This is a genomic window from Nonomuraea sp. NPDC048881, assembly GCF_040649795.1.
Lineage (GTDB): Bacteria > Actinomycetota > Actinomycetes > Streptosporangiales > Streptosporangiaceae > Nonomuraea.
The window spans coordinates 22,714-49,196 of the sequence record NZ_JBEZGC010000004.1; the positions used below are offsets into that span (position 1 = coordinate 22,714).

The 26,483-nt window shown below is 66.0% G+C and carries 23 protein-coding genes and 1 pseudogene; 10 read left to right on the plus strand and 14 right to left on the minus strand.

Annotation, left to right across the window (positions count from 1 at the left end; all coding sequences use genetic code 11):
* Positions 1-51: 51 nt before the first annotated feature.
* Positions 52-399 (plus strand): DUF4429 domain-containing protein, encoded by a 348-nt coding sequence (locus AB0C33_RS15230; protein WP_358289046.1) that lies wholly within the window; start codon positions 52-54, stop codon positions 397-399.
* A gap of 1,915 nt (positions 400-2,314) precedes the next feature.
* Positions 2,315-3,367 carry a hypothetical protein gene (locus AB0C33_RS15235; protein WP_358287646.1) on the plus strand — a complete coding sequence of 351 codons (1,053 nt, stop codon included), beginning with the start codon at positions 2,315-2,317 and terminating at the stop codon, positions 3,365-3,367.
* Here AB0C33_RS15235 and AB0C33_RS15240 read toward each other — a convergent pair.
* From AB0C33_RS15240 to AB0C33_RS15250, 3 genes are all read right to left on the minus strand, one after another.
* Positions 3,364-3,864 carry a hypothetical protein gene (locus AB0C33_RS15240; protein WP_358287649.1) on the minus strand — a complete coding sequence of 167 codons (501 nt, stop codon included), beginning with the start codon at positions 3,862-3,864 and terminating at the stop codon, positions 3,364-3,366. The two genes, AB0C33_RS15235 and AB0C33_RS15240, sit on opposite strands and share 4 nt — an antisense overlap.
* Positions 3,865-4,453: 589 nt before the next feature.
* The gene (locus AB0C33_RS15245) at positions 4,454-5,149 is read right to left on the minus strand and encodes a hypothetical protein (RefSeq protein WP_358287652.1); all 696 of its coding nucleotides are present in this window, start codon (positions 5,147-5,149) and stop codon (positions 4,454-4,456) included.
* A 39-nt stretch (positions 5,150-5,188) separates the two neighbouring features.
* The gene (locus AB0C33_RS15250; RefSeq protein ID WP_358287655.1) at positions 5,189-5,380 is read right to left on the minus strand and encodes a hypothetical protein; all 192 of its coding nucleotides are present in this window, start codon (positions 5,378-5,380) and stop codon (positions 5,189-5,191) included.
* Positions 5,381-6,117: 737 nt separating this feature from the next.
* Between AB0C33_RS15250 and AB0C33_RS15255 the strand changes: the two genes are divergently transcribed.
* Positions 6,118-6,315 (plus strand): hypothetical protein, encoded by a 198-nt coding sequence (locus tag AB0C33_RS15255; RefSeq protein WP_358287657.1) that lies wholly within the window; start codon positions 6,118-6,120, stop codon positions 6,313-6,315.
* A 101-nt stretch (positions 6,316-6,416) separates the two neighbouring features.
* Complete coding sequence (locus AB0C33_RS15260; protein WP_358287660.1) at positions 6,417-8,582, plus strand: NACHT domain-containing protein; 2,166 nt, start codon at positions 6,417-6,419, stop codon at positions 8,580-8,582.
* 899 nt (positions 8,583-9,481) lie between these two features.
* Here the strand turns inward: AB0C33_RS15260 and AB0C33_RS15265 are convergent.
* The 3 genes from AB0C33_RS15265 to AB0C33_RS15275 all read right to left on the minus strand — a co-directional run bounded on the left by AB0C33_RS15265 (position 9,482) and on the right by AB0C33_RS15275 (position 13,158).
* Positions 9,482-10,111 carry an HNH endonuclease family protein gene (locus AB0C33_RS15265; protein WP_358287663.1) on the minus strand — a complete coding sequence of 210 codons (630 nt, stop codon included), beginning with the start codon at positions 10,109-10,111 and terminating at the stop codon, positions 9,482-9,484.
* Positions 10,112-11,918: 1,807 nt separating this feature from the next.
* A complete protein-coding gene (locus AB0C33_RS15270) occupies positions 11,919-12,578 on the minus strand; it encodes a pentapeptide repeat-containing protein (RefSeq protein WP_358287665.1) in 660 nt (219 codons plus the stop codon).
* Positions 12,579-12,753: 175 nt separating this feature from the next.
* Positions 12,754-13,158 carry a hypothetical protein gene (locus tag AB0C33_RS15275; protein WP_358287667.1) on the minus strand — a complete coding sequence of 135 codons (405 nt, stop codon included), beginning with the start codon at positions 13,156-13,158 and terminating at the stop codon, positions 12,754-12,756.
* 410 nt (positions 13,159-13,568) lie between these two features.
* On the opposite strand from AB0C33_RS15275, the gene AB0C33_RS15280 reads away from it, so the two are divergent.
* A complete protein-coding gene (locus AB0C33_RS15280) occupies positions 13,569-13,754 on the plus strand; it encodes a hypothetical protein (protein ID WP_358287669.1) in 186 nt (61 codons plus the stop codon).
* Between the two features lie 221 nt (positions 13,755-13,975).
* Positions 13,976-14,245, plus strand: coding sequence for a hypothetical protein (locus AB0C33_RS15285; RefSeq protein ID WP_358287671.1), 270 nt, complete (start codon positions 13,976-13,978; stop codon positions 14,243-14,245).
* 241 nt (positions 14,246-14,486) lie between these two features.
* On the opposite strand, the gene AB0C33_RS15290 is transcribed toward AB0C33_RS15285, so the two are convergent.
* Positions 14,487-15,185 (minus strand): HNH endonuclease family protein, encoded by a 699-nt coding sequence (locus tag AB0C33_RS15290; RefSeq protein WP_358287673.1) that lies wholly within the window; start codon positions 15,183-15,185, stop codon positions 14,487-14,489.
* Positions 15,186-15,501: 316 nt separating this feature from the next.
* Here AB0C33_RS15290 and AB0C33_RS15295 point away from each other — a divergent pair, with 316 nt between their 5' ends.
* Positions 15,502-15,711 (plus strand): hypothetical protein, encoded by a 210-nt coding sequence (locus tag AB0C33_RS15295; protein WP_358287675.1) that lies wholly within the window; start codon positions 15,502-15,504, stop codon positions 15,709-15,711.
* Positions 15,712-16,023: 312 nt separating this feature from the next.
* Here the strand turns inward: AB0C33_RS15295 and AB0C33_RS15300 are convergent.
* From AB0C33_RS15300 to AB0C33_RS15315, 4 genes and pseudogenes are all read right to left on the minus strand, one after another.
* Positions 16,024-16,182 (minus strand): annotated as a pseudogene (locus tag AB0C33_RS15300) (DUF1883 domain-containing protein); the annotation flags it as partial.
* A gap of 618 nt (positions 16,183-16,800) precedes the next feature.
* Positions 16,801-16,923: a hypothetical protein gene (locus tag AB0C33_RS15305; RefSeq protein WP_358287677.1), complete on the minus strand. Its 123-nt coding sequence runs from the start codon at positions 16,921-16,923 to the stop codon at positions 16,801-16,803.
* A 50-nt stretch (positions 16,924-16,973) separates the two neighbouring features.
* Positions 16,974-17,099 (minus strand): hypothetical protein, encoded by a 126-nt coding sequence (locus AB0C33_RS15310; protein WP_358287678.1) that lies wholly within the window; start codon positions 17,097-17,099, stop codon positions 16,974-16,976.
* Between the two features lie 235 nt (positions 17,100-17,334).
* The gene (locus AB0C33_RS15315) at positions 17,335-17,508 is read right to left on the minus strand and encodes a hypothetical protein (RefSeq protein WP_358287680.1); all 174 of its coding nucleotides are present in this window, start codon (positions 17,506-17,508) and stop codon (positions 17,335-17,337) included.
* A gap of 385 nt (positions 17,509-17,893) precedes the next feature.
* Here AB0C33_RS15315 and AB0C33_RS15320 point away from each other — a divergent pair, with 385 nt between their 5' ends.
* Together AB0C33_RS15320 and AB0C33_RS15325 are read left to right on the plus strand one after the other, a co-directional pair.
* Positions 17,894-19,174, plus strand: a complete 1,281-nt coding sequence (locus AB0C33_RS15320) for a helix-turn-helix transcriptional regulator (RefSeq protein WP_358287683.1) — start codon at positions 17,894-17,896, stop codon at positions 19,172-19,174.
* A gap of 535 nt (positions 19,175-19,709) precedes the next feature.
* A complete protein-coding gene (locus AB0C33_RS15325) occupies positions 19,710-20,534 on the plus strand; it encodes an IS5 family transposase (RefSeq protein WP_358289049.1) in 825 nt (274 codons plus the stop codon).
* Between the two features lie 808 nt (positions 20,535-21,342).
* On the opposite strand, the gene AB0C33_RS15330 is transcribed toward AB0C33_RS15325, so the two are convergent.
* The 3 genes from AB0C33_RS15330 to AB0C33_RS15340 form a co-directional block, all read right to left on the minus strand.
* Positions 21,343-21,573: a hypothetical protein gene (locus AB0C33_RS15330; RefSeq protein WP_358287686.1), complete on the minus strand. Its 231-nt coding sequence runs from the start codon at positions 21,571-21,573 to the stop codon at positions 21,343-21,345.
* A gap of 90 nt (positions 21,574-21,663) precedes the next feature.
* A complete protein-coding gene (locus AB0C33_RS15335; protein ID WP_358287688.1) occupies positions 21,664-22,254 on the minus strand; it encodes a hypothetical protein in 591 nt (196 codons plus the stop codon).
* Positions 22,251-23,072, minus strand: coding sequence for a hypothetical protein (locus tag AB0C33_RS15340; protein ID WP_358287690.1), 822 nt, complete (start codon positions 23,070-23,072; stop codon positions 22,251-22,253). Before AB0C33_RS15340 ends, AB0C33_RS15335 begins: the two co-directional genes overlap by 4 nt.
* Positions 23,073-24,275: 1,203 nt before the next feature.
* On the opposite strand from AB0C33_RS15340, the gene AB0C33_RS15345 reads away from it, so the two are divergent.
* On the plus strand, positions 24,276-26,468 hold the full coding sequence (locus AB0C33_RS15345) for a hypothetical protein (RefSeq protein WP_358287693.1): 2,193 nt from the start codon (positions 24,276-24,278) through the stop codon (positions 26,466-26,468).
* Positions 26,469-26,483 lie beyond the last annotated feature (15 nt).

The window sequence follows — 26,483 nt, forward strand, 5'->3', positions numbered from 1 at the left end:
GCCCTGTCCCAGCGCGGTCCGGCTGAGCGGTTCCTGATCGCCGGCCCTTCGGTGCCGCGTCGTTTCAAGGCATGGGACGGCGAGGCCGCCTTCGACGGGCAGGCTGTCACCTTCACCTGGTTCGCGTCCGGAGCTTCCCCGGCCAAGTACACGGCAGGTGACCGGCGTTACCCGATCACCGAGATCGAGGGCGTCGAGTGGCATGCACTGGAGGACGCTCGTGGGTCATTGCGGCTGCGCATCCGTGGGCACCCGGCCCCCTCCAACCCCAACACCGATCCCGCCTCCGTGGTGTTCGGCATTGGCTGGGGAGCCACGCATCACTCCCTGCCCTTCGCCGCCGCCGTGCTGGCCGCCGTACAAGCTCCCATGATCGAACAGGTCACGGCGGAAGGCTGAACTGCTGTCCCGTATGTGACTTTGTGCGCCTCGACGGGCAGCGCCAGCGCATCCGCCGAGGTGGTTACGGTGACGCTGAGGAAGCTCGGGGCGCAGGCCGAGCCTTGGTCGCTGCCGACCGCAACGGCGTAGGGGCCGAGTGCAGAACTGGATTACGGTTTCCCGATGCTCTTGTTGCGGGTTCTCTTCATGGCGCGTTGGACGCGTTTCCACGCCTCGATGACCTCTGCCGTCTTGATTAATATGTCACGCACTTGAGTGAGCACTATAGCCAGAGTCCCGCTTACAGCGATGACGGCAAGAGTTATCGCTTCCCAGTTCATCGAGAGGCCTCCGCCACGCCTACATCGTTCGCCTTCGAAGTAGGGGCCCTCCGCCGCGTTTTAGGCACTACTCGATCTATCCATTTCGGGTCTGCGCCGACCTCTGCGAATCTATCGCGATATTCATTTATTCCATACCCCCACCCCATCCTCCGAAAGCGCAACTGAAGCCTTCCCGAGTATGCGCTATCCGTATTGATAAGATAGAAATAGCAGCCCTTTATATGTCTTCTTTCGTCCCACGGGGAAGCGCATTCGCAGTGGATACCATCGACTTTGAGATTGAGCCCCCATGCTGGATCAGCGATAGCGTCGATGAAGCGATCGTGTTCGACTGGTACATCGAAGCAGTTTTCGAGCTCAAAGATCCAATCATCCCCGTTGAACCATGTTCGCGTGGAATACGCTCTGCTGACTGTGCTGAAGACTGCGATCCTGCGCAGCAGTCCCGAACCTAGCCATGAGATGCGCCTTTCAAAGTCTCTATATGTTGCATGTTCACTCTCATCATCGATCTCCTGCTTGGACTTTGTTGGGAATTTCCACAGAGGGGTTGAGCCCTCTTCGTCACACTCTCGATAACGCGACCTCAAGGCATCACGCCATTGTGTTCCTCGTACCCCCCGCAGGACAACCCGTCCTGATCGCCCAACAAGCCTGAGCTGAAGATCTCGACCAGAAATCTTACCAACGCGGAGCCCCGTGACTCCGTTTACCTGAGCACCAGTTTCCTCGACGTATGGAAGAAGGCGAGATAGTACAAAGTCGGCCATTGATCTGAAGTGCCCGAAGGGAATGGTGTGGCCGTCTAGTTTGATTATGATTGAGTCGGAATAAAGAAGGATTCCAGAAATTCCGAGCGGATGCGCCCAGTAGTAACCACTCGTATCCATGTACGCGAGCACCTGCGATTCAAGGAACGCTTGATCCTTAGGAGCGCTAGGGATTAGCTCCGGCTGAGATGCAAGCTGCTCTTGTGCGTATTGCGCCGACTCGCTCGTGTAGAGGCGGCGAGTACGAGCCTTAGCGGTGAGGCGTCCTTTAGCAGGCATGGCACAACCGTTCCCGAGCTCTTCTGCCCCCAAGTGCTCGACAACTGATCGGTGCGCCCGCTCGGCGCGTGCAGCGAGAGTTCACGGCGAGAGGTGGAGCTAGGGCTTCTTCGTCCTCTCTGGCACTCAGTTGGGGCAGGTGCGCCAGGACAGGCCGCCTTCCGGCCACGCTCAATTCTGCGGTAGTCAGATGTGCAAGGCAAGCGCTGCGTACGGGTTTTCTTGAGGCTGGCAAACACTGAGCCGTTTTGATCCACATGCGGTGGGCTGCTGATCACAGCGTGATCGCGAGGTCGGTGTTCGCCTGACGACATGACGAAACCCCTGATAGACGGGTTGATCACCACAATCACGTCCGCCACCACCAGGGTGCGGGTGCCGAATATCTATCCGTGCAGGTGAGGATCTAGCTCCACGGATATTGACGTGTTGACAGGCGGAGTTCACCGTCGGTAGCACCGGGCAGTGGCGGCCTGCCCACGGGCGAGGGATGGCCGCTTCACCCGCCATGAGGTTCACCAACCGCACGGAGAACCCACCATGACGGTGTACGTGGTCATCATCAACAGTCGCCGACCCAATCTGCTGGCGCTCAGCCACATGAGTGAGCAAGTATCGGACAGCGTCCGGCCCCTCATAGAAATCGTGGCGCGCGCCGAAGACGAGTCGCCGAAGGTCTCGGTCCACCGAGTGCTGTCGGAGATCCACAGAAACCGCCTGCTGGACAAGGGCATCGACTTCGCACTGGACACCAGGCCCCTTGCCGGCCGATTCGGCCCCTCAGGAGCCCATGAGGCACTCAGGTTCCTCGTCGCAGACCTCGGCGTCGGATCTTTCCGTCCCGTCATCCACACGAATGAGGCACCGGAGGACCTGGAGGAAGTGCGACGCGCCGCGGAGAAGCTGCACACCGGCGCGTGCCTCCGCGTACCTCGTCCCTTCGCCTTCAACCTGTCTGATTCGCGCGTACTCCTGGAGCAGCTGGAAGCCGTCGGGGAAACGGTGGAGCGAACGGACCTGGTCCTCGACTGTGGCTACTTCACCTCCATCTCCGAAACCAGCACAGGCGTTGCAGGCCCCTTACACCACCTCCTCGACATCGCCTGGCAGTCGGTGGCAGTCGTAGGAGGATCGTTTCCCCCCACCGACACTCTCGTGAAGCCTGCCACACCAAAGGTCAGCCACATCCCACGGCGGGAGACAGATCTCCGGCGCCAGATCAGCCAGCAATGGAGCGACGTCAGCTACGGGGACTACGGAGTCGATCATCCGGGTCCTCCCCCAGCAGACGACAAATGGCCAGCCCCAAACCTGCGTTACACGGTCGGACGGCATTGGTCCCTGTACTACTGGCCGAAAGGAACAAGCCGTGGCAACAAGGGCTTCTTCGAGCTCTGCAAGAGGCTGGTCGGCTCCTCGGATTGGCCAGGCGACGGCGTGCGCTTCTCCTGGGGTGACGAGCAGATCGCGAGGGCGGCCCGCGAGGAAGGGGGGCCTGGCGGTAGCACCGAGTGGAAGGCGTACGCACTGTCCCACCACCTGGCTGCCGTCGTCAGCATGCTGCGCAAGGAAGCGACATGCCGAGCGCCCTAGGCGCCGTCGGCACCATGGCGGGCGTGGATGGCCTCAAGCCAGCTCACGGCCAGTGCCGCTAGATGCGTGACCTCGTTATAGACGCGCTGCGTCTGCGCGTCCTGCTCTGCCGCGGCCGCAGGTTCGTAGGCTTCGGCGGCGAGCTTGCCGAGTTGCGCCATCAGCGCCACGACCCGGCTGCGGTCGAGCTCGTACAGGTCCGCACCGGCTGGGCGGATGCGCAGGCGCTCCCGTTCGCGCAGGATGTCGTCAAAGGCGGCACTCAGCCGCAACCGGGTAGCGTGCGCTCGCACCGCCTCAACGATGAATTCGGCGACCTGCCGAGGGTGATCGGCGTCAGCGACTTCGAAGTACAGGGCGTACTGCTCCTCGTCGCCCGCCGTGACGGCCCAGGCGCCGTGTTCATCCTTGTCCAGGTTTGATTGGCCGGGAACGACGGCCCATGACGCAAGGTCGACAGTGCCTATCTGATCAGGAGTGGGTATCGGTGACTGCATCGCGATCTTCCTTCTGGTCGGGAGGGGAAGAGGACGCGTTGAGGGCGGCCTTCCATGGTGGCGGAGGCGGCACGTGATCGCCAGTCCTGTTGCTTGATCGGAGGTCGGCGTTCCATCAGACGACTCGCGACAAGCAACGATGAGGGCCAGGGCGTGGTGAGCACACTCCGCACGATGCGCCATCATCCTGACGAGCTGAGGGCGTACGTGTTCACACTGGCCAGAGTGAACCAGGTATGTCCAGATAACGACTCTCGCCCGTTACCGGTGGTGGCGGTAAGTGACTGTCACGGCAGCAGGATGCGGTGGCGTAGAAAATCGACCTCAGCACGGCCGTGCATCTGCGCGTGATCGTTTCGTGCGGGTGTTGACGCCTTCGGTGTGTGTTGCGGAAGGATATTGGTCGCCGAGGTGGTGCGGGCGGTGCTGGCTTGGCTCTGTCAGGGGTGGAGCCCCTGACGGGGACACCATCTGGTGATCCGCCAGGGGCCTTGGCCGGGTCGAACGTACCCCCTCGGCACCAACAACCTCTGCTCGTCCCGAAAGCGGCGAGTATCCGGGACGGCAACGGCACCGACGATCAGCCGTTCTACATTGCCAGGCTGGCAGGCGGCGGATGATCTTGCTGGAACTGTTTGAGACTGATGGCCCGCCAGGCTCCCACCCATTCGTCCAGGTCGGCCTCACAGGCAGCGACAATCGCCTGAACGGGACGGAGGGGCGGCATGCGGGTGAACTTGGCATTGAGCGTGTCGTGCACAGTGGTGTACGGGACTTCGCGGCGCCGGTGATCATCGTTGCGGCTGCGACGACAGATCTCCGGGATGCTCACTCCGGCCCAGACCCGCAGCAGGCTCAGCTGATAGCGATACTCCTGCGGCGTTTCGGCCTGCCAGGGGTCCGGCGGGACAGGGGCCTGCCGAGGGGCCGCGATCGTGGCCTGGCGTGAGCCGGTCTGGTTCTTGGCCGGTGCTCGCCTTGGACGGCGGGGCGTGGTGTCGCCGGTCTGGCTGGCGGCGGCATGGGCATGCCTCCACAAGGTTGGCCACGGCTCCTGGCTGGGCAGGCCACCGCAGGCTGCGACGAAGTGTAGAACCACCTCCCAGGAGGGACAACGGTAGCCGGCGGCGGCGTCGGCGAGCACCGAGCGCGAGAAGATTCCACGCTCGGCGAGCTGGGCGTAGGTGGGGATGGGAGGGCCCGTGAGCTCACGCAGGCGGCGGAGCTCACGGGCCAGATCCGCGATGGGCCCATCCCAGGTGATCGGCTTTTCCGGCCGTGCCATGTCGGACGATCCCTGTACGGCGGGGATGCTCAGGTAGGGTCAGCGGCCAGGCTGGGCGAGGTCGCCGACCGTGGCGGCCAGCGCGGCCAGCACCACGCCCAGCGCGAGGGCCGGGTCGCTGCCCAGGGCGGTCAGGACGACGACGAAGGCCAGTACCACCACCCAGACGACGATGCGGATCGCCTGCCGAGTCGGCTGGCAGGCCAGGGGCCGGTGTGGCAGGGGGAGCATGAGCGACATGGGACTCTCCAAGGCGTGATGGTCCGGACGAGCAGGTTGGGGGTGCGACATCGCGCCCGTGATGCCCCGCCGGTTTGCCCTCCGCCGAGGCGAGCATGAACGTCGCTGGATTCATCATTACCGCATGTGGCATAGACCGGGTACGCGCTCGTACGCGAGGCGGCTGCCGGACAACCCCCGCTGCCAAGCGCCGAGTGGGTCACCACAAGGCGGCCAGGTCAGCGGAGGTGTGAGCCACGACCAACCCGGTGGAGTGAGTGTCGGGCTGGTCCGGGAAACATCGGCTACCAACGGTCTGGTCCGGCTGTGGGGTTGGACAACCAACTTGCAGTGCATCATGGAAGCCACAGCCGCTGGTCTAGGCCCCGCGGCGAGGTCGGCCCAGGTCGGCCGCCCTAAGGCGTCAGTTCGTTGGTCCGGACGAGCGCTCGGGGAGACACAGAACGGCCTTCCCGATTTGCCCCGGGAAGGCCGTTGTCTTCTCATCACGTCCCGGACAATCGTGCCGGACAACTCGCCCTCAACGCCGGTAGCCGAGCGCGGGCTGGAAGAAACAGGTACCGCGGAAAGCGTGCCGTCGAGCATTCTGAATGTGGTCACAGGCAAGCAGGAACTGCGTGGCCGGGCCAGCCTGAGCGGTGTAGCAGCGAGGGCAGCCGACGACCGAGACACTGCTCGGGGCCTTCCAGCGATACCGGCACAGGCGTGTGTGCCGGCAGCGGACGAGCGTGTCGTTCGGCAGGCTGCGCGAGACGATCCGCAAGCTGAAGAAGACGACCGCGAACGACAAGGAACTCAAGCAGATCCGAGAAGACGCTTCCCCGCTGGTCCGAGCCGCCCACCAGCCCACCCTAGAGAACCAGGAACTACGGGCGCAGCTGGACCTGCCCGAACCGAACGTCACACCGCTGCATCGTCGGCGTTGAGAGCCGTCCGTGGCATGACAGGCACCTCGCGCTACAACTCCCTGTCATGATTCAAGTGCGAACCGCCACCGGTCCGCCTTGCCGACGGAGACGATATCGGTGTGAGCAGACGCAAGGCCGGCTGGAGGATCGCCGTCTCCATTCTGGTGATCGTGGCGGTGGGCGTGGCAGTGGTCTCGGTCTGGCGGGCGCGGACACCGGGCGCCGAGGTCAACCTCGCGGACGTCGTCGCCGTGGCACTGGCCGGGGTCACGATGGTGGGCGCGGTGGTGGCCTGGGCCGGGCGTTCCACCCGCGCAGCTACGCCGGCCCGCGTAGCCGACGCCGACGAGGCTCATGTGGCTGTCGGCGCCGCCGCGCAGGTACTGGCCGCTCTGGTGGAGCGGCAGTGGCGCGCCGAAGCCCGCCACCGGCTCCTGGAAGACCCCGAACCGATCCCGGTGCACTGGCAGCTCATCGCCGATGAGACGGTGATGAGCCAGTCCCGCCTGATCACAGCCGACGCTGAGCTGACGATCACTGGCCGCAGCGACGACATCGCGGCCTTGGCGGACGCCTACTGCAGCCTGACCCGGCGGCGGCTGGTCATCACCGGCGGCGCGGGCATGGGCAAGACCACCCTGGCGATTCAGCTGCTGCTGCAGCTGCTTTCCACCCGCGCGACCGACCAGGCCTGCGCCTGCGAGGGAGAGGTCGTGCCGGTGCCGGTGCTGCTGCCGGTCTCCGGCTGGGATACCAGCGCCCATCCCCGGCTGCAGGACTGGCTCGCCGTCCGCCTGGCCGCCGACTACCCGGCGCTGGCCGCCCCGCAACTCGGCCTGGGCGCCGCCACCGCGCTGGCCGAAGGCGGCCACATCCTGGCTGTCCTGGACGGCCTCGACGAAATCCCCGCACCCGCCCGCGACCAGATGATCGCCGCGCTCAACGCCTCTCTGACCGCCCGCGACCAGCTCATCCTCACCAGCCGCCGCGCCGAGTTCACCACCGCGATCCGCCAGGCCGGTCGGCCGCTGAACGGCGCTGCGGTCATCGTCCCCAAGCCTGTCACCGCGCAGGCCGCGGCGGCCTACCTGACCGCCTGCCTGCCCGCCTCCCCGTCCGATGCCTGGACGCAGGTCCTGGCCGCGCTGCGATCCCGCACCGCCCCCGGCCTCACCCAGCTTGCCGCCACCCCACTGGGCTTGTGGCTGATCCGCACCGTCTACCTGGCCCCCGGAGCCGACCCCGCCCCACTGCTCGGCCCTCTGGGCGGCGACGCCGACACACTGCGCGCCCACCTTCTCAACAGGCTCATCCCCGCCCTGATCCAGGCTCGCCCGCCCAGCTCCGACCCCGCCGACCACTTCCGCCCCCGGCACCGGCTCGACCCCACCGCCACCCGCCGCTACCTGACCTACCTGGCCCGCGCGTTCCCTCCGGCCACCACCCGCGACATCACCTGGTGGCGCATCGCCCGCACCACACCCCACCTCCGACCAGCAGTCGGGCTCGTGCTCGCGCTCGTGCTCGGATTCGGGCCCGGGCTCGCCTTCGCACCCGTCTACGAGCTCGTGACCGGGCTCATCTACAGCGGCCTCGAGTACGAGCGCTGGACCACGCTCATGACCGCGCTCGGGGCTGGGCTCATACTCGGGCTGGTGTGGGGGTTCGACGAAGCCGTGACGTGGGCTCACGAAAGACCCGGCTATGCCAACCTCCGCCTGCACGGACAAACGCTCCTCTTCCTCTTCTCCGACACAGGCCACATCGTGGTCAGGCTCGTGTTCGGGCTGCTGATCGGGCTCGGGGCCGGGCTCCAGTTCGGGCTCGGGGCCGGGATCGGCGGCGGACTCGTGAGCGGCCTTGGGCTTTTGACACTCAGAATGCTCTATTGGGCGGAACAACCCACGCTCACATCGACCAGCACACCCTGCTCCAGCTGGCAAGCCGACAGGACCCTCACCCTCATTCGAACGGTCATGTCCGGGCTGGTGTTCGCGCTGATGTTCGGGCTGGTAACCGGGCTAGTGGGCGGACTCGCGTTCGGACTCGCGTTCGGACTCGTGGCCGGGCTCGTATTGGGAGAACATCATGCATGGCTGATCTGCTTCATTGCGGTGGCCCTGCTGGCCCTTCAACGCCGGCTTCCGTGGCGAGTTATGGATCTCCTTGACGACGCCCACCGCTTGGGGCTGCTGCGCGCAGTCGGGCCGGTCTATCAGTTCCGCCACGCGACCCTGCACGACCACCTCGCAGCCGACGCCTCTGGTGAAGCTCGCAACACCTGACGCTGAGACAGCCTGCGCGCCCATGTCCAGCTGGCGCGCGGTGCTCCGAGCTACATCGACGGGCCGCAGGAGGTCGCCGAGACATGCAAGAAGTTCAGGACACGCAGGCTTGACGGGGAATCTGAACAGCAGTTTCACGCCGAAGGGCACACCGTGACCGGCTGGATCCGTGAGCGCCGCTTGCAGCAGCGTCGGCGCGACCGGGTCGAGCCGAGGTGGCGGCCGGGGCGGGTATCACGCGTCTGGAGCGCGCGTACGTGATCGCGGACCTCCGCCCGCACGACCGGCGGCGCCTCATCTCCCGTCTGGGGGGCGGGCGGAGCTTCTTCGCGTTCCTCTGATCGCTACGCGCGCCGCCAGCGCGCCTGGTCACCGCCCTTCGAACTGCACCTCATCAACGTCCCTGCGTTCGTCCGGCCGAGCGCCCCGCCGGGGGCGCAGAACGCCCCAGGGTGGACGCCTCCCCTGATGGACGGCTGGGCCGCCTTGTGGGTCTTCTTAGGGATGGGGCGTGGAGCGTGCGTGCGTGCGACCACGCGTGGCTTCTTCGCCTTCGGCGACGGGGTGGGCCTAGGGGACGCTGTGGTGCTCGCCAAGGTGGCAGGGGTCACTGTGCGCGTGGGCGTGCTGGTCGGCGTCGGCGTCGGCGTGGCCGTGTCGGGTTGCGCGGTGGCGGTGGTGGCTGCTCCGCAGCCTGCCGTGAGCGCGAGGGTGACAGCGGCTACGAGGAGACGAGAGCGCATCGATGGCCCTTCAGGGGAGTAGTGACAGATGGCGGCCCACAGGATGAGACGCCAGCATGTGACTATTGGTTGCCCTCTCGTTGCTACGCGTTGATGCCCTGGGTGCGAAAAGCCCGCCCCCCGCTATGGAGGGCGGGCTCGATCGCGCTTGCGCGACTAGCAGGTGGCCAGCATCTCCGCCAGCGCCTCACGCTCAGCGACCTGCATAGACAGCCCCCAGTCGTGCTTGACGTCGATCCAGGAGCGGGCGTACTCGCAGGAGAAGGACTCCAGCGGCGGCTTCCAGCGGGACGGATCCTTGTCGGCCTTGGACTGGTTGACGTTGTCCGTCACGGCCCAGAGCTGGGAGTCGTCCAGCGAGTTGGCGAATGCCTTGCGCCGGGCGCTGTCCCAGGCCCAGGCGCCGCTGCGCCACGCTTCCTTCAGCGGCACCATGTGGTCGATGTCGATGTCTTCAGGATCGGTCCAGACTCCGCCGTCGTAGGGGCTGGTCCAGGTGCCGGATATGGGTGAGCAGTTGGCGTCCGTTTCAACGGCCTCGCCATCGCGGATGAGCACGAGTTCACGGGCGTCGCATTGGCCGGAGATGCGGGCCCAGTGGATGAACATGCTGCGGTGATAGGTGTTGGCGTGCGACTCGTCGGTGATCTCGATGGCGGCCAGCTCGGATTGCGCTTCGACCACGGTGGGGATGCCGGGCGGGCCGGCGAGCGCCGTCTGGGTGGTGAGCGGGATGAGGATGATCGCGGCAGCGATGGTGCCGGCGGTGAGGGTGCTTCGGCGCATGGAGCGCCCTTCTGGCTCCGGCCTCGGCCAGGCCTGTTTTGCCTGGTCAGGGGCGAGGTGGAGACAGGGTGAAGATCTCAGAACGGTAACGGGCTTGGCGATGCAAGGGCGGCACACTGTGTGGCCTGCGGTTTTGTGCGTGTCGGCTATTACGGGGGCCATCCGCCTCGCCGCATTGGGACAAGGGGCGCGATTACCCCTGTCCACTCGACCGGGCAAGGTTCCGCCGATCGGGGTTTCGGATGGCGATTTTCCGTACCAGCTCCGTCCGCCGCAGAACAATTCCGGCGTTCATCACGCTGGCCCGCCTACTCACGTACAAGATCACCGAAGGGCCATCAGGGGCGGAGGAAAAAACCCACCCCGGCAAGCGTAAATGATCTCTTTTGCTGTCCGATTTGGATGCATTTCCGGTCGTTGGGTTGGAGAGGGGTATGTCAAGATGACAAGTTCATAGGCCCGGCGCGGAGGAAAAACCGCTGCCGGAGGAGCCAGGTGCCCAAGTGCGCCTAGCCTGTTGTGGGCGGGCCTCCTGCCTGGTCGACTACCCGTTGACTGCCCGGCAGGAGGCCCGGCCACCCTGATCACTCAGAGGGTGACTCAGGTGGTGACATCGTGATCACTGCTGGTCCACGCGAGCCAGCCCAGCCACAACACGAACCTGGCCACAGCCAGGCATGCCGTGATGTGCCGATAGCGATCATGATCCCGGTCAGGACGGGATTCCATGCGCTTCACCTCCTCCCCTGCCGAAGCCATCCGGCAGATCTGACCGGACGTTCCGCATGGGCGGGAAGCGGCATGTAGCTCCTATCCCAGGGTGAACCCTAGAGGATCGGAGCGGACCTCTCACCGACAGTCACAGCGCTCGGATGTGAGTTTTCCCCCGCCACGCTGCCCCCGACGCGAAACTGCTGCTGGAAGGCCCTTAAAGACGGTTAAGGACGGTGAACTTTTATCCTCCTGCGACAGGAACAAGCCGTCCTGGTGGCCGGAGCAGCGGCCACGTTGGCATGTCCTGCCAGTGGCGAGTTCGTCGTTGGCCGTTGGTTTCCCGCTGGTCAAGCGCGCGCGTGGACCGCGCTGCGCTGGCTCGCCCAGATGGGAACGCAGATGCCCCAGCGCCAGGGGGGCGGAGCCATGTCCGATCCCTCAGCAGTCACGCTCTTGCCTGACCTCGCCGGCTTTCTACTCAAGCGGCGCACCCTCGCCAAGGGCAGACAGGAAGTGCTGGTGTCGTGGCGTCGAGCCCTCACCGACCGGCAAGGGCGGGGGTCGGGCTGGTCACTCATGAGGAGTGGCTGCCCCTTGAGCGGATCCGTCCCGTCGCAGGCGTCGACTACAGCCATGTAGACCACAAGGACCTCAGCCGAAGCCGGCGAACACTGCCACCGAGCCGACGCTCGCCCGGCCGTTCGTCATGTCGGGCCCGCCAGGTTGGCCTGACCGGGTGCCCTTGCCCAGCGACGATCCCACCTGGGCAGCGCAGGCGACCTCTTGGCTGCTGGACTGCACTACCGGGCGCACAACGTCGTCCGAGACCCGTACGTGCTGACCTGGCTTGCCGCCGGGCACGCCCTGTTCGCGCTCCGCGCCGGCTACCGGGCCATGACCGTGGACCTCAAGCCGTACCTACCGCCGCATGCCATCACTGAGGTGCTGGAGGTCCACAGGGTCGAGGGGCGGCGACTGGCGGCAGCGGCCGCAGCCATCAAGGTTATTGGTGCTGCCTGCGAGCGCAACGCTTGCAGTAGCACACCTCGCCCAACCTAAAGCGGCCCAAACTCCTCCACCCACGTGCGAGTTGTCAGGTAAGGACCTCAGTGTTGTCCGAAACGTCCTCCGCGCGTACTCGCAATCGCCCGTCAGGCAGCCGGTCAGAGGCACCCCACATCCTCTTCTCCCACCCGGCAGTAGGCCACATGGTCTGTTTGCTCCAGATCGCGCCGGTCAGGTTCGCGCCCGTCAGGTCTGCCCCAGTCAGGTTTGCGCCGTCCAGGTTTGCGCTGTCCAGGTGTGCGCCCTTCAGGCTCGCCTTGGTCAGGATCGCGCCGTCCAGGATCGTCATGGTCAGGATCGCGCCGTCCAGGTTCGCGCCGATCAAGTTCGCGCGGTGCAGGTTCGCGCCGGTCAGGAACACGCCCGTCATATGCGCGCGAGTCAGGTTCGCGCGGTTCAGGTGCGCGATGGCAGATAGGTTCGCGCCGTGCAAGACCGCGCCGAATAGGTTCGCGCCGTGCAGGTCCGCGCCGTGCAAGTTCGCGTGGGTCAGGTCCGCGCCCGTCAGGTCCGCGTCGGTCAGGTCCGTGTAACGCAGGTCCGCGTCGGTCAGATCCGCGTAGCGCATGGTTGCGTTGTGCAGATTCGCGCTGTGCAGGGCCGCGCCCGTCAGGTCCGAACGGATCAAGTCCGCGCCACGCAGGTCCGCGTTCATCAGGACCGCGTTGGCCAGATGCGCGCCGCTCAAATCTGCGCCTGGGCCTATCCGAGGTACAGGGGGAAACGTGACTCTCATTGTGTCGGCGGCGGCTGCCGGGCGTGCGCCGGCGGCGACGAGTACTTGAGCCCACCAGGGCGACACGGTCAGTCGCAGCCATGGGCGGTGTGGGCGGACGGCTCGTACCAGGCGGCTGAGCAGGTGGTCAGGACGCGTTGGCACGTTCATCCCCTCCAACCCCCTCGACCACCGCGTCCGGGGATACAGGCGACTGAGTCTCCGGCTTACGTACGGTGACCTCGACCCCGGCCAGGATGCCGCGCACGCTTGCTTCGGCGCCCACACCGAGCAAGAAGGCCGGCCACGGGCCGCTCATCTGCCCGTGCGCGGCCGCCGCCACGAGCGCACCGAGCAGGCACGTCCCGCCGAGCACGAACAGGCGGGGCCCGAATCGCTCGCGTGCCTCCTGATCAGTGCCGTCTTTACGACGCCAAGGCCAGCGGAATCCCGCAGCCTTGATGGCGGCCAGCAATGACACCAGCGCGGCAGCCCCGCCACCGGCCAAACCCCATAGGGCGGCCTCTAACGTCCCAAGGGCTTCGGCCTGCATGGCTCGACCGTAGCGCTCCGCCGAGCTCGCGCCTACCGATACCGGTTAGTTCGAACATTGCTCCATCCCCGGCGGTTCGCCGCGTCGCCATGGGAATTCCGGACCTATAGGCGGCGCAGCTCGGCGATGCTCCGGTCGACCAGCTCGTCCCCAGCCCGTCCGGCTGACACAGAGGCTGGCCGGGCTGTGCGGACGGCCGCCTGCGAGCGGCCCGGCGGCTGCCGGCGTCCCGAGTGTCCCTGTGCCTTGGAGGAGATGGCGTCCCTGCTGGTGACGATCTGGGCCGTGCATAGCGGCCGGGTTCCGCTCACGTCCCCCTTCGATCGGTTCACCGCAGAGGATTTGATCACGTTCTGGGCCGACGGCCTGACAGCCGCAGGCCCTTCCCCCCGATGTGAAGGATGAGATGGATGTTCTCTTTTGCCGCGCTTCTCACGCTGCTGGCCACCGTGGTGATGGCTGCCATCACCTGCGCGCTCGTTCTGGCCGCCGACGCTGCCTGGCCGGCCGCGCTTCTGAGCGCGGGCACGGCCGGCGCGGCGACCTTCAGGACGGTGCCCCGGCTGCTCGGCAAGGACCGCCGCGAGGACGAATAGGCAGCTTGCGTGCCCGACGCGCTCTGCCACAGGCGCTCAAGAGAGTCCAGCGCGGCTCGCGCTGAGCGCTGTCTGATGGATCGGCTGGCCGGGCACACGGCTCTGCGCCCGGCCCCGGCCGCAGCTCGGCTAAGCGCACAACCCGATCACTCGACCGTGACAACTATCTGCAGGCCCGCGGCGTCTCACCCTTGTCACGACCCATCCCCCTAGGAGTCTCTGTGCTCAGACGCCTGCTCGTGTCCACCCTCCTGGCCGGCTCCGCTCTGGTCGCCCCCGCCGTGGCCCCCGTGCCCGCATCTGCCGCTGTGCGCGTGAACGCCGCCGCCACGTCCTGCTACCGGCAGGTCGGGACGCACTGGGCATGCGTCACCCCCGGCGCATACTGCCCCAAGGCGGCACGCAACAAGTACGGGTACACCCAAGGCACGAACCGCAGGTACAAGTGCAGCGAGTACAGCAACCATCAGTGGCGTTGGAAGCGAGCCTGACCAGTGGCCTAGACAGTGGCCTGGAGAGCGGCTTGGGCGGCGGCTGAACGCCTGCCGCTCACACGGGCCGGCATGACACCACGAAGCGCCCCCGCCTGATCCGCCAGGACTGGGCGGGGGCGCGTTGTTGAAGGCCGGTCAGGCCTGCCCCGCTGGCGCCGATTCAGGAAGACGCAGTCAGGGCAGGCGGCTGCCGGTTCGGTTCAAAGCCTGCCGTCCGGCGGCGTTGAACAAGGCCCGATCAGGTTGAGCCTGTGAGGGGGCTGTTGGGGCACTTGGCGGCCTCGGCGGTCAGCGTGGCCTTCTCCTGCTCATCGACGGTCAGCTCCCACCGGCGCTTGACCGCAGTCCATTCGGCGATGTACCGGCAGTGGACCTGCTCGATCGGCATCCACTGGGCCGGGTCTTTGTCCGCCTTCTGCCTATTTGAGCGCGCCGTGACGGCCACCAGATGCTCGGGCCGGTCCAGGTAGTTGGCGTACTCCTCGCGCCGCTGGGCGTCCCATGCCGAGGCGCCCGAGTCCCAGGCCTCGGCCAGGGGGACAAGATGGTCCACATCCAATTTGCCCGCTTCTGTCACGATTTGATCATCATAGTACGAATACCACACGCCGCCGCTCAGCGTGCAGCCCGGGCCGACCGTGGGCGGGTCGATGGCCTCGGAGATGAGCACCTCGTACCGGGCCGAGCATCCGTTGCCATCGGCGTCGACCCAGTGTCTGAAGCTCGTGCGCTTGTAGCCGTCACGGCTCTCGGTTGCGACGGGCAGGTCTGCGACGGCCTGGTGCAGCAGTGGTGGTGGCGCGGCCAGTGCTCGAGACGCCATGGTGATGCCGCTGGGGAGTGCTGCCGCGGAGGTGGCGGGCGCCGTGGTGGTGATGGCGGTGGCGATGAAAAGTACGCCGGCAAGGAGTGCTGCGCGCCGCGGGGGGAGATGCACGTGTACCCACCTCTCTTGATTACTTAGAGTTGCAACTATGTGCGCTAAGTAATCACATGGTGGCGGCTACGTCTCTGGCGTTGCAGAAACACTCACGTGCCTCCAGCGCCACAATGCGGATCGGCTGGCCGGGCGCGCGGCTCTTCGCCGGGCCTCACCGCCGTCCGCCAGGCAGCGTCCGAAGAAAGGCCCTGCCGCTGACCTGCTTTGGCTGACTCCAGTCCTGGCCCTCCGGGAACAGGTGCATGCTGGGCGTTCCCGGCAGTCTCGACACACGCGAGCCCCCTCTTCTGGAATCGGCATGAGAAGTTGGACCATGGCACCCAAACGGCCCGCAGTCCCCCGCCTGCTCGTCAGCGACACGACCGCCGCCACAGCCGAGAACGCACGGATTCAGATCGCCGTGACCACCGGGCGGGAATGGCTCAAGACCAGCATCCACGACGCGATCTTCGCCGTCGGGCTGGCTCACATGGACGAGGTGATGGCCATGCTGAACGCTGCCGCGGCAGAGGACGAGGTCTGATCTCCAGCAGTTCGCGGAACTTCGCGGACAGACCCACGCGCGCCCGCGGCGACCTGCCCGAACCCGGCGTTGCCGGATGACGGCCGGTTCCGCTGGAACAGGGTCTAGGCCCTAGATACCTGGTCAGGGCGCGTTTTCGGCTCTAGAGCAGCCTCTAGACCTAGAGGGGCCGGCCTCTAGGTCTAGAGGCTCCCGGTCAGACCTGCCGCTCAGTCGAAGAGCTGGACGACGGTGACGTTCTTGACCCGGTCGTAGCTGTCGACGATCAGGTACCAGTAGTCGTCGTAGGGCACCTGCAAGGTGGGGGCTGTAATCGAAGAACCCGCCGTGGTACTCGTAGGCCTCCTCATCGAGGTACGCCCGGTATTCCTCGCTGTCCATCAGGCAGACCCGGGCGGTCGAGCCGCGCCAGTCCACCTCGAAGCAGGCGCCGGCCCCGGTTTCTCCAAGGTCCCAGTACGAATGCCGCACACACCATTAGTAGCTGGCCACGCACCGCGCGGAAAGCCGCGCAAGGACGACCTACCGATGGGCCGGTGGTCATCGACGTGCGTTGACCGCTTCTCCAAAGCCCCGGCCGGACCGGCTTCCATTTGCCAGCATGAGACGCACCAGACCGTCCAACAGAGACATGGGAGACCTTGATGGCGCGCCCGAAGTTCCGGATCACCTGCTGTCTGTGCGGCAGGCTCATCCTTCTTGCGTCGGACGCCTACGACCTGGACAAGGAATGGCAGCGCCGATATCCCCAGATGAACGGCACCATCGCGTGCGGGTGCGCTGTGAAGATCTCCTGGCAGTGCCACGGCCCCGGCGGCGGTTACGTAGAGGGCCACATTCCCGCAGTCCGGTCCAACGGCGAGCCCCACCCCTACGGCAGTTGCTTCGATGCCTGGTCCCACGTCGGGCCACCCGGGACGCACGTCGCGCAGGTCATCAGCAACCCTTGGTCAGGCTTGCTCCAAGGGGCTGAGAAGTACGTGCGCTACACCGCTGAGCGCGGGGGCGTGGACCCCACCGTGGCGCAGACACTGCGGGCCGTCCTGGCTGAGTGGGACGCTGCCCAAGCCGAGGACCGACCCGCATCCGCTACCCCGGTGCAGTTGGGACCTGCCGATCCAGGATGTCGCCCCACTCCGGCAGGATGATGAAACCGCCGCGGCCGCGGAACTTCTCATCCTTCAGCATGACCAGTTCCACCAGGGCCTTCACGAACGGGCTGTCGGCCTGTTCGGCAGGTAGGGCCTGCAGATCGGCGGCGCTCAGCTCATGCTGTCGGCCAGTAGCTGGTCGATGCGGTCCGGGGGCACCTGCGACGCGGCGACGATCAGCGGCACCAGGCCGCTGACGGAAGGGATGTGCTGGCCGTACAGCGGCCCGATGCCCACGTGCGGGGCGTCGGCGACCGGTCGTCAGGCAGATCGTTGCGCCACAGCTGCGCCCACCAAGTGCCGGTGCCCTCGTCCCAGCCCCACACGCTGCGGTGCTGCCATCCCTCCATAGAGAAGCCGAACGGCCCAGGGTTCTTCCTCCTCTTGCACTCCCCTCACTAGCGAAGTCGAGCGCACGGGCGTCAGTGAATCAGGTCGGCTCCGGCTCCGTTCTCAACATGAGCCAAGCTCCTCACAACAGGACTGAGAAGCTGCCCATCGCCCCCAGCGCGACGGTAAGACCCACCAGCAAGGCGGCTGGCGCGGGCTTGCCGGCCTTCCGCGCCAGCCATACGGCCACCAGACCTGCAATCAGGGAGGGCACGATCACGATGGCGGCCTTGATCGCCCGGTCGGACAGGGACATCGAACCTCAATTCTGCGCTCTAGAGGAGTTATCGCCCCCAGGTGATTGGTCGGGGGTCTTTCCTGTTGTACGCGGCGACAAGAGGGAGCGGTAACGGCCGGGCCGTAATGGGGGAAGGGCGGCCCGATCTCGGGATGATGCGGAACGAATTTCGTTCGGGTTCCTTCGGGCATCGGATCGTTCCGTACAGCTGTACCGGATCGTTCCGCGCGTTCCGCGGAACGATCCGGAACGGACGTGAGCTGCACAGATGAGCGCAGGGTCGTCCCGTGTCGTACCGCATCGTCCCGGGTTCACGCGCGTATGGCGTGTGCGTCCCGAACTGTCGGCCGAGTGCGGGACAATCTTGTATTGCGTTTCTCCCCGAGCATTTTGTGATTGGCGGGTGACCGACACGATGACTGGCCGTGCGGTCGGCGCTCCCAGAGAGCGCCTTTATGAAGAATTGCGGCAATTGCGCAAAAAGGCGGGAAATGTCTCTTATGGGTACATCGCCCAGCACAACAAGCTGGGCCTGACGAAGACCACAGTGTCGGCAGTGTTCACCGGCAAGGGACGAAAAGGGCCGCCGAGCTGGGAAAACGTTGCAGCCATCTTCGAGGTTCTGCAGGCCAAGCTAGGCATGACGGGCGTACAGCCGGTCAAGGTCTTGGGGTCCCTGGACGACCTCTACCAGCTGCATCAGGAGGCCATTGAGGAGCAGGTTGCGACAATCGCCGTGGTCCAGCCGCTGGAAGAGCCTGCGCCGGCGACCGTGTCTGTTCCCGTGGAGGAGACACCCCTGCAGGAGTTCCCCGTCGTGTCGGCGCTGCCCACTTCAGCGTCTCCGTCGCTTCCGGCCGCGCCGGCAGGCGTGATGTACCCGCATCAACCTGCATGGCCTGCAGCAGACGGCTTCCTCCCGGTGATTCCGGTTCCCGCATGGCTGGAGCCTGCACCGATCTGCCTCGAGCATCAGGGCAAGAGGCTGGTCGATGAGATCTTGTCAGGCGAGCTGAACGTCGTTCCTCCCCTTCCTCTGGTGCATCAGCCGGTGGAGCAGGAAGCCGCTCTTGCCCTCCTGGCCGCGCCCCCTTGGGGACAGTCCACGACAGAGCGGCTGCGTCGCTGGTTCGGCCCACGCGGCCTAGAGCTCATCACCCAGGTCGAAGGAGGTCATGCCGTGGCCACCTTTGAGCTGAGCGTGCTCCTGATCAACCACGACGCGATTCAGGAAGGCATGTTGTTCCTGCAGCAGGCTGCGCAGCTGGACGGCGACTTGGCGATTGAGCTCCCCGGCCTGCGCGTGGGCGATCATCTTTGCGGATCAGTGATCCGGGACATCTGCCAGCGTGTCGCCGACGGCTACAAGCAGGCCGGCTACCGGCTCAGGCAACAGCTGTGGACCGAATACACCACCGGGATCGACATCGAGGCCCCCATCGCCATGATGGTGCCCACCCGTGGCCGCCATAGCCGAGGCCGCTACGGGTGGGCCGTTCTCAATGAGCTGGAGGTGCAACGCGTCAAGAAGGCCTACTGGCGCTCTCGCGCCTTTGACGGCCACGAGCAGAGGGAGCCGGAAACCGCGCCGCTCACAAGGATCACCGAGGCGTTTGCCGCCGGCGTCGCGGCGGCCTACCAGAACAAGCGGCGACCGCACCCGGTTACTTCGGATCAATGGTGAGACTCTGGGGTCGACGTACGGCGGGAGAGCCGCTCGGCGGCCGCGCGGAGCGCGGCCGCCTGGCCGGTGTCCAGCCAGGCCATGCGGCGACGGGGCCACGTTTCCGCTGCTAGCAAGGCATCAAACAAGCTGTCCTGGCCGCCGGATCAGCGATCACGCTGTTCTGTCCTGCGGGTGGCGAGTTCGTCGTTGGCTGCCGCCTCCATGCTGGTCAAGCGCGCGTGGACCTCGCCGAAATGCTCGTCCAGACGCGTACGCAACTGCTCCAGCGCCGTGGTGGGGGGCCGGCTGGACGTGCATGGGGGGCTGGCGGTGAAGGCATGAAGGCCGGGCGTGGGTGGTGATGTCTCCGCGCTTACTACTGGGGACTCGTAGTCACGTACGCGGCGGACGTGCATTGTGATCCGTCTCACGTTTTTCGGCTCGCGGGTTTGGCTGCTTGTCCGCTTATTACCGCTTAGTGCGTGTTTGAGAAGATCGTTCATGTATGGCGTGGCGGCGTGACGACCAGCTCGTGGGCGGCCAAGGTGTCTGGATGCCCCCGCAGCGCTACCCCTCGGACCTGACCGACGCCCAATGGGAGCTGATCGAGCCGTTACTGCCCGAGCCGAACACCGGCGGGCGTCCGGAGAAGCACCCGCGCCGGGAGATCGTCAACGCCATCCTGTACGTGGTCCGTTCCGGCTGCCCGTGGCGGTATCTGCCCACGGACCTGCCTCCGTGGCAGACCGTGTACTGGTACTTCCAGCAGTGGGAGCAGGCCGGCGTGACCGAGGCCCTGCTGCGCGAGCTGCGCATCCAGGCCCGCCGCCAGGACGGCCGCGACGACGAGCCGTCCGCCGGCATCATCGACTCCCAGAGCGTCAAGGGCGCCGACACCGTCGGGCGTGACAGCCGCGGCTATGACGCCGGTAAGAAGGTCAACGGCCGCAAGCGGTTCATCATCACCGACACCACCGGGCTGCTGGTCACCGTCGCGGTGATGGCGGCGAGCTGGCAGGACCGTGACGGCGCCAAGACCGCGTTGCTGTCGGCGTATCTGACCACCCCCATCCGGCACGTCTTCGCCGACCAGGGGTTCGCCGGCCGGTTGGTGGACTGGGCCTGTGACACCCTGCGCACGACGTTGGAGATCGTCCGCAAGCCCGCTGATCAGCGAGGCTTCAGCGTCATCGCACGGCGTTGGGTGGTAGAGAGGACGCTGGCCTGGCTGACCGCCTGCCGCCGTCTGGCCCGCGACTACGAACGCGACCCCGCCGTTTCCGAGGCCATCATCCGCTGGGCTGCCATCGCCGGTATGGCCCGCCGTCTCACCCGCAGGGGCCCCGCTCGACGACAGGCCAGAATCGTCTGCGACTGACGAAGACCGCCGATCTCAAACACGCACTTAGGACTGTACATTCCCGTACATTCCCCTCCATGCCTGGCACGCGCACACTTGGCGCACAGTGAAGATCCACTTCGCGCGCGCGGGAAACGCCTCGCTGGCCTAGGCTGGCGGATGCGGTCCAGTTACCGTCCGGAGCGCTTCCGGTGCGTCCAGGTAGATCCACCCGCGGGGGACCTACCCCAGCCCTCGCCCTTGAGGTGGGGGTGTGCGCATCGGGAAGAAATCGATGGACGGTGATGACTGGCGGCTACGTCCGGCGGACATGCAGATACTCCTCGTCGAGGTGTATCTGGCGTACGTCCCCTCGCTGCTGGAGCACGTCGGCAGGGCCTGGTGACGCAACACCAGGTCCCCGCCTGTGCGTCCAGTTGCTGACGCGGCCGTGACGAGGCCCCGGGATCAGGCTGATCAACTGGCCCGGGGCTCTCTGCTGCCAACCCAAGGGGCTGGCCATGAACAAGTTCATCGCGTAAACATGTTCATCCATTTAGCACTCTACCTCGCGAGCTTGGGGCTGGGCGGTGCAAGCGCCACGCGACAGGTGTAGGAGGACCATTGCGCGTTTCGCTGCCGGCCCACCGAGGCCGAAGCTGGCCCACACCGCCCCTAAGCCGATCTTGAGGCGTAGTGACCCTGCTGCAGGGAGACCTGACCGTATCGCGGTGATCTTCCTCATTTACGGTGGGATTTGTGGAACCCCTGGCTGACCTGGACTTCAGGGACGTCCGGGAAACGGTCGTTTCTGTGAACCTTCCGCCCTGCTGCCTGAGCTTTGTGGTCAAGAGTCAGCCGACTCGTCCACCTGCTTGAGGGCGGCGACGTACTTGGCGACCGTAGTGGCGTCGGGGACGCCGAGCATCCGGTAAGTTTCCACCGCCTCGCACAGACCGGCCACTGCGGCGTCCAGGTTCCCCATGGCGGCAGCACAGCGAGCGATGCCTTCCAGCGCGTGTGCCTCGTCAAACGGGCTGCCAACCTCCTGGGCCAGGCCCAGCGCCTGCCGATACACGCCAGCCGCCTGCTCTGGCCCAGCGGAGGCAGCCAGCAGGAGCCTCTGCAGCGCGACATGGCCACCTGTCGGAGGCGTCCTCGACGACGGTCACGTTTGCGCGCTTCGTGGGCTGCGGTCCTCTGCGGCCTCGGTAAACTCTCGCCTCCGCTGGTTGAACTCCGCCTCCTCCTTCTCGAGCTCTTCGCGCCTAGCCTTGAGCTCAGCCTCCTCCTTCCTGAGCTCCTGACTCCGCGCCTCGTTCTCGGCCTTGATTGCGCCGGCGCGCCTGGCCAACTCGAGAAAGTGGATGGACGCCTCGAGATTCACCAGAGACTGGTCGAGGTCATCACCGTCACCAGTTGCCGTCGCGCCCGCCGCGATCGCGGGCCGTAGTAGCTGGTCCCGCGTCTTCAGGAGCTGGGTGTGCGCCGTTTTTGTCTTGATGCCGAATTCTGACTGAGCGAGCGGACGCTCAGGACGAACCGCGAAATATAGCCATAGGGCTCCGGGCTCGGGGTTGCGCATGCGAGCAAACGGCGTCTCACCGAGGACTGGATTGGGCGGACTGTTGAGTGCCCGGTTCACCGTGCCATAGTCGAACTCAAGTTCTCGCTGGATCTCCTCGTGGCTTAAATAGTCGTGGGAGTCAAGCAGTTGCTGGATACGAGACCGCACGCCGGCAATGAATACGCCCATCATGCCTCCCTCTCAGAGAGGAAAGTCTCGAGATCGCTGACCAGCGAACCCGACGGGCCGCTCGCCCAGGCCTTCGTCCAGCCGGTTGTTTGCTCGAGCCGCGACAGCGCAAGTAGCACTGCGCCCCGCATCCCCTCCGGTACTTCGTCTCGCGCGAACACCGCGTTTAGACGACGCCGAAGCCCTAGGTCAGCATTGTGGATGTACTCTGCGAGGTCATCACCCACCTGCTGCCCGCGTATGCCCTCGGCCTCGTCCGCCTCCTGACGCGCCCGCGTACCGGCCGTCGCCGCAGCGCGCATAAGGGCTCGGGCAGCCTCAGGGTGCCGCTGTGCCAATTCCTCGACGTGTTCAGCCGACATGCCGCCGAGAAGCTCAGCCACTTTTGCCTGGCGCTCACTGATGGAGCTATTGCTGGTCACCGGATTGTCGATCTTACGGTCACCGCGGAGGCGGCGGACCTGACGCTTCGAAAGGGAAGCGCCGTACTCGGCGAACCACTCGAAACGCTCCGGCCGGTCACCGGCTTCCTGGGCGGCCGTCAGCGAGACGCCGTTGCGGACCTCGGATGGATTGCGACGGGCGACGGTGAGCCATCCCCGCAGGGTGGGCTTCGTGATGCCCGAGCCTCGCGCTTCAAGAGCAGCCAAGATCACCTCGAGCGCCTCGTTCACCTCGGCGTCGGTCGCCTCCCCTTCCGGAAGAGCTACCGCAAGAAGATCCGCGTTCTCCCAACGGTAGGAGTCGGCGGCTCGGTCGGCTTGCTCCTCATTCGCGAGCAGTCGATCAGCGAGGACCTCCGGATCGAAGACTCTAGGCACGGGCACCCCCTAGGAGCAGAGCCCGAGCCAATCCCGGGCGCGTTTTGCAGAGAGTGCCATGTTTACAGAATTGGCGCAAGGTTTTAAGAAAGTCCCTCATTTAGCAGTCCATGGTTGTATTGTGCGCGCCGTAAACGCGACCAACGCACCTCATCGCATGCAAGGAAACAGTCGGTACCAAAAAAGCCACAGAAAGCCCATAAGCGATGTTCCGACACGAGTCGGAATCAAGAGAGGGTGATATGCGACAATTCATCAGCAATGTGAGCCGCATTGATCCGATCGGGCCCAACTTCCTGTTAACCGCATCCCCGTACACGGGTCTCATCCTTACGAGGAGAGACAGACCTTTTGGGCTCTCTGCCTGGTTTACACCCTGGACGTCCTCCCTGAGATGGGAGTGTGGGCCGGCCCTGACCGCCTGAGGAGATCCCCGTCCTCGACCGAGCCGACATCCACGAGGCCTTCCTCAAACTGGCCTGCGTCCTCATCTGCTGGCGGCGCCTCACTTCATTGCGTTAGGAGCTCTTAGAGCATGGCTTCCTGCCGTTCGAGGTCGAGTCTCTCGTAGGGCCGCCAGACGTTCAGGCCAGCGCGCGGCGGCAGTGCTGCGGTGTTCCAGATCAGATCGAGCACGGCGGTCGAGTGCTGGCGGACCCTGGAGGTAGAGATGCTGACCTTATCCAGCAGGGTGCACAGCAGCCGGAGCCATACCCCCATATGCACGGGCCGACGGGGCAACGTGACGGTTCCGGTGGCCAGGCCCTCTGGGCGAGGCGGTCCAGGGCGAGGACGTGTTCGGGCGCCACCCGATGCGGAAGCGGCGACGATACATTTTTGCAAACGCTCGCCCTTGTCTTAACCTCCAGATGTAACCTGTGGAGGTCGGTGCAGTCACCCTGTGCCGACCGCGCACCGCTCCGGTTATGCGGAACCGCACGCGGCAGGGTCCGACCTGCTGCGTGAAGATCGGCTGACACTCGTCATCGGCGGGATGTCCGGGCTCGTTCTTTGGCTCGGCAGATCAGCAGGTCGCCTGGAACCGTGGAACACCGGTCGACACGGAAGTTCGCGGACACCAGAGCCGCTGAAACAACCGTGACGGCGCTCGCCGCCCTCGGGTCGGCGCGCAGTGGGTTTCGGCACCGCGCCGGAATACGGGCCCTCGTCCTCATGCGCGCCAGCTTGCGAAGGGGCAAGCACATGAGTACCCCCCCGTTCACGCCGGACCCGTCTGAGTCCGAGCCCGGTCCCGACGGCACCAACAGCCTTCCGCCGCTGCTGCGTCGCCCGGACCCGATCCCTGATCCTGTCCCCTTGGCACAGCTGCGCGGCGTTCGCAAGGCTCTGCTGGACAATCCGCGATGCTCCCTGGATGAGCCAGCCGCAAACGCCATCACTGCCGGCGCAGTCGACCCTCTTCGGCTGCGCGCGCTCGTGGAGGTCAACGGTAAGGGCGAGCAGGTCATCAACCTGCTGACGGCTAAGCCGATCATCGGCGGAACCCTGTTCGTGACCGGCACGCACGCACGGTACCTGGACCTCGACGTGCTGCCGGACTTCATCAACCAGCGGTGGGCCCACCTGCTGCGTACCCCCATGGATGTCACGCCGCCGACCAATCCGGTGCCGACGTACGAGACGCTCCAGGCAGGCACCGACGACGCGAAGCGGCCCTTGGCCGTCCTCACCGTCAAAATGCGAGACCGCAAGGCACTGGCCTACGCGGTGACCGAGAGTATGCGCCAGACCCACCAGGCGCAGGGCGGCGAGAACGACTACACCGATTCCGTGCTGCAGCAGGGCGTCAAGGAGCCGCTCACGCTCATCGTGGTTCGGGTCGTGTACGACGACGGCAGCACGGACACCTACCTCGTCGCCGGTGACGGCAACAGCCGGATCGTCAGCATGTGGCTGGCTCGCACCGGCGGGGACATCGACGCCGCGGCCGCCGCGTGTGTGGCGTCGCTGATCGGCCCGACAGACCGCGTCGGCGAGCGTCGCCCGGCCGACCAACGTGCCGCCCGCCGTCGGGTGGAGGAGATGGCCGCGCGGGTGCGTCGCGGTCTGGCCGAGCCTGAGCCGACCGAAGCGACCCGCCGCGAAGGACATACCCTGGCCTTCCCCGCCGTCGTAGTGGTGGGCGCGCAGGACGAGCACGGCAATCCGCTCCGCGACCTGGTGTCGGCACGCGATGACTTGCTGGCCAACCTTCACGTTCGTGTCACTCCGTGGGCCGAAGGCGCACAGAACACCCAGGGGATGCAGCGGGTCTACCGGCACGCTCTCGGCGATGGCCTGATCAGCCAGGACATCTACGACGTCGTCTCCGGCCGGGTGGGGCCGCAGACCATGCACGAGCTCCTCGGTCTTCCGCCCCACCGGCTGTGGTCGGCCGGAGTGCACCAGTACGCAGTCCTCGCAGGTCTGCGCGCCGCCAAGATGAACCGGCTTATCCGCCAGGAGTTCGGGATGGGGAAGGCCGACCGCCAGCGCGTTAGCGAGCGGCTGGCACCGATGGCTCTGTCCGCCTACCGCAGTTCGGAAGGGATCGAGCAGTCCCTGCGCGCCTTCGGCAACGGCGGCACGATCACTGACCGGGTGTGGAAGACGTCCTGGGCGCTCACCCCCGGGGATAACCCGCTGCACGTACTGGACGACGTTCTGGAGCGGGCACTGGCCGGGCACTTGGACGCGATCGCCGAACTTACGGTCCTGGGGGGCACCGCGGCGATCATCGACGGCTATATCACCCGCGACCGGGGCTCAAAGGAAGGCGTTGTCCGCGACTCCCGCAGCGCCCCGTTCCGGGCCACTCCCACCAAGCTGCTGACCATCCTGTCGTCCACCGCCGGCGGGCTGTGCATGCTGCACTCCATCGCCCGGGCGCACGTGGCCGCGGATCCGACCACCTTGCCCAAGCAGTTCCATACCCGGCAGCGCGATCTCGAAGGCGTCTTGGTCCACGACGGTGAACCGGTCAGGGACCAGGCCGGCGTGCAGAAGACCATCGACTACGAGTGGGACCTCGTCTACGCCGCCGATCCCGTTGAGGCCGAGGCCACGATCGCCAAGAATCGTGCGACCGCTAATGCCGATGGTCAAGGCGGAGGGCAGGACCGCCCGGCCGAGGACGTGCTGCAGCGGCGGGCCCTCGATCAGGGAATCACCGGGGTCCTCAAAGCGGCCCAGGCGCTCGCCGTGCTGAGCACGACCCGCGGCCGGGAGGTATTCGGCAGCCCCGCGGCGGTTGAGACGCTGTCCGAGCGCCTGCGCCGCATCGAGAGGATCCTCACGCAGTACGGGCCCGTCAGTACCGCGCTGCTCGCAAGCGGGGACGAGGATGAGGATGAGGAGACCTCGGATGAGCACAACGCTCAGGGCGGCGAGGAATGACGACGACTGCGCTAC

Coding starts and splice junctions, on each gene's coding strand:
- AB0C33_RS15315 (WP_358287680.1), bottom strand. CDS start 17,508: ATGTCCCTGTCCGACCGGGCGATCAAGGCCGCCATCGTGATCGTGCCC.
- AB0C33_RS15275 (WP_358287667.1), bottom strand. CDS start 13,158: ATGCAGGCCGAAGCCCTTGGGACGTTAGAGGCCGCCCTATGGGGTTTG.
- AB0C33_RS15240 (WP_358287649.1), bottom strand. CDS start 3,864: ATGCAGTCACCGATACCCACTCCTGATCAGATAGGCACTGTCGACCTT.
- AB0C33_RS15325 (WP_358289049.1), top strand. CDS start 19,710: ATGCCCCCGCAGCGCTACCCCTCGGACCTGACCGACGCCCAATGGGAG.
- AB0C33_RS15335 (WP_358287688.1), bottom strand. CDS start 22,254: ATGATGGGCGTATTCATTGCCGGCGTGCGGTCTCGTATCCAGCAACTG.
- AB0C33_RS15235 (WP_358287646.1), top strand. CDS start 2,315: ATGACGGTGTACGTGGTCATCATCAACAGTCGCCGACCCAATCTGCTG.
- AB0C33_RS15280 (WP_358287669.1), top strand. CDS start 13,569: ATGTTCTCTTTTGCCGCGCTTCTCACGCTGCTGGCCACCGTGGTGATG.
- AB0C33_RS15245 (WP_358287652.1), bottom strand. CDS start 5,149: ATGGCACGGCCGGAAAAGCCGATCACCTGGGATGGGCCCATCGCGGAT.
- AB0C33_RS15295 (WP_358287675.1), top strand. CDS start 15,502: ATGGCACCCAAACGGCCCGCAGTCCCCCGCCTGCTCGTCAGCGACACG.
- AB0C33_RS15250 (WP_358287655.1), bottom strand. CDS start 5,380: ATGCTCCCCCTGCCACACCGGCCCCTGGCCTGCCAGCCGACTCGGCAG.
- AB0C33_RS15345 (WP_358287693.1), top strand. CDS start 24,276: ATGAGTACCCCCCCGTTCACGCCGGACCCGTCTGAGTCCGAGCCCGGT.
- AB0C33_RS15265 (WP_358287663.1), bottom strand. CDS start 10,111: ATGCGCCGAAGCACCCTCACCGCCGGCACCATCGCTGCCGCGATCATC.